This window comes from Arthrobacter sp. CG_A4 (assembly GCF_035985125.1).
Classification (GTDB): Bacteria; Actinomycetota; Actinomycetes; order Actinomycetales; family Micrococcaceae; genus Arthrobacter.
In genome coordinates this window covers 1-1,549 of record NZ_JAXCID010000101.1, presented here as the reverse complement: position 1 = coordinate 1,549, position 1,549 = coordinate 1, and the positions used below count along the sequence as shown (strand labels likewise).

Below are 1,549 nucleotides of genomic sequence, written 5' to 3'. Positions count from 1 at the left end.
CGGAATTTGTCAAGGCGATTGAGGCCAGCGGGAGTTAGGCGGCTACTGCCGTAGCCATTCTGTTGGATGGGTTATTGATCCATGCCGCGTCGGGGATGGCCAGGATTTTCGGATCCCGTCTGGTGCTGAATCGTCCGGGGCTTCTCTCCCGGGCTGCGGACAGCGTCAGGGAGCGTTCGGTGGCTTTCGCGGCGGCAAGGCCGTAGTGGACGTCTGCCGGGGTATTTAGGCCGATCCCCGTGTGGCAATGGCGATGGTTGTATTGCTCGACAAAGGCGGCCATGAAGGTCCTCGCGTCGGCCAGGGAGCCGAAGCGTTCAGGGAAGACGGGTGCGAACTTCAAAGTCTTGAACCACGCCTCGCTGAACGGGTTATCGTTGCTTACACGGGGCCGCGAATGGGACCGCGTGACCTCCAGATCGGACAGCAACACTGCAACGGTCTTACTTGTCATGGACGTCCCGCGGTCCGCGTGCACGATCTGTGGGATGCCGTGGATGCCGAAGATTTCCTTCATCATCTCCACCGCCAGTTCCCCGGACTCGTGGGCGTGGACGTAGGCGCCGACAATGTAGCGGGAGTAAATATCGATCATCACGTAGCAATCGAAGTACTTGCCCTTGACCGGGCCGGCCAGCTTGGTGATGTCCCAGCTGTAGACCTGGCCGGGGCCGGTCGCGACCAGTTCCGGAATCGCACGGGGTGGATGGCGGGCCTGCCTGCGGCGCTCCTTGACCTGGCTGTTCTCGGCCAGGACCCGGTAGAACGTTGAGATGGAGCACAGGTAGGTCCCCTCGTCCAGGAGCCGGGCATAGATCTGTACCGGGGCCAGGTCCACGAAGGGAGCCGAGTTCACGGTCTCCAGGATGCGGGCCCGTTCCTCGGGGCCGATCTTGTTCGCCGGCACAGGCGCCGAAACGGCCACCGGGATCCGGGGCTTGCGGGTCGCGGTCGCCCGCGGGACGCCGGCCAGCACGGCCGCTTCCCGCGTCGGAATGTCCGCCCCGGTGAGGTCCGTGTAGATGCCCATCAGGGTTTCCTGTACCAGGGCTGCTGCTCCGCGCTTTCGGAGATATCCTCCAAAAGCTGCCGTGCTTTTTCCATGATGGACAACGCGGCCTCCGTTCTTACCAGCTTGCGTTCACTCACCTCCAGCTGCCGGCGTAGACGGGCGATTTCGACCTGCTCGGCAGTGAGCTTGCCGATCTTCTCACCGGGCTTCTTGCCCTCGAGCACTCCGGCGTCGCGGAGCTTGCGCCACTCCGTGATCTGGGAGGAATAAATACCTTCGCGCCGCAGATACGCCCCGCCGCCGGAGCCGTCCCCGCACGCGGTCTCATAGGCATCCAAATGGGCCAGCTTTTGTGCCGGGGTGAATGACCGCCGAGGCCTTGGACCGCCGGCGCGAGGGCCAGAATTACTCATGGACCCATCTTCCCGCACCGGGGAAATTGTGGAGATAGACATTGATGCTGTTCCTGATTCTCGCCCTACGCTTTTTGCGGAGTTGCTATGAGCCGCTGGCCTCAACTCACCCTGACACGTAGGG

At 62.9% G+C, this 1,549-nt stretch carries 1 protein-coding gene; it reads right to left on the bottom strand.

What is annotated here, in order from left to right; translation table 11 throughout:
* Positions 1-34: 34 nt before the first annotated feature.
* Positions 35-1,425, bottom strand: a protein-coding gene (locus tag RCH07_RS19185) for an IS3 family transposase (protein WP_442784873.1) whose coding sequence is annotated in 2 segments (ribosomal slippage) — positions 35-1,074 and positions 1,074-1,425 — 1,392 coding nt in all. Because the reading frame shifts where the segments join, the coding sequence is not laid out codon by codon here.
* Positions 1,426-1,549 lie beyond the last annotated feature (124 nt).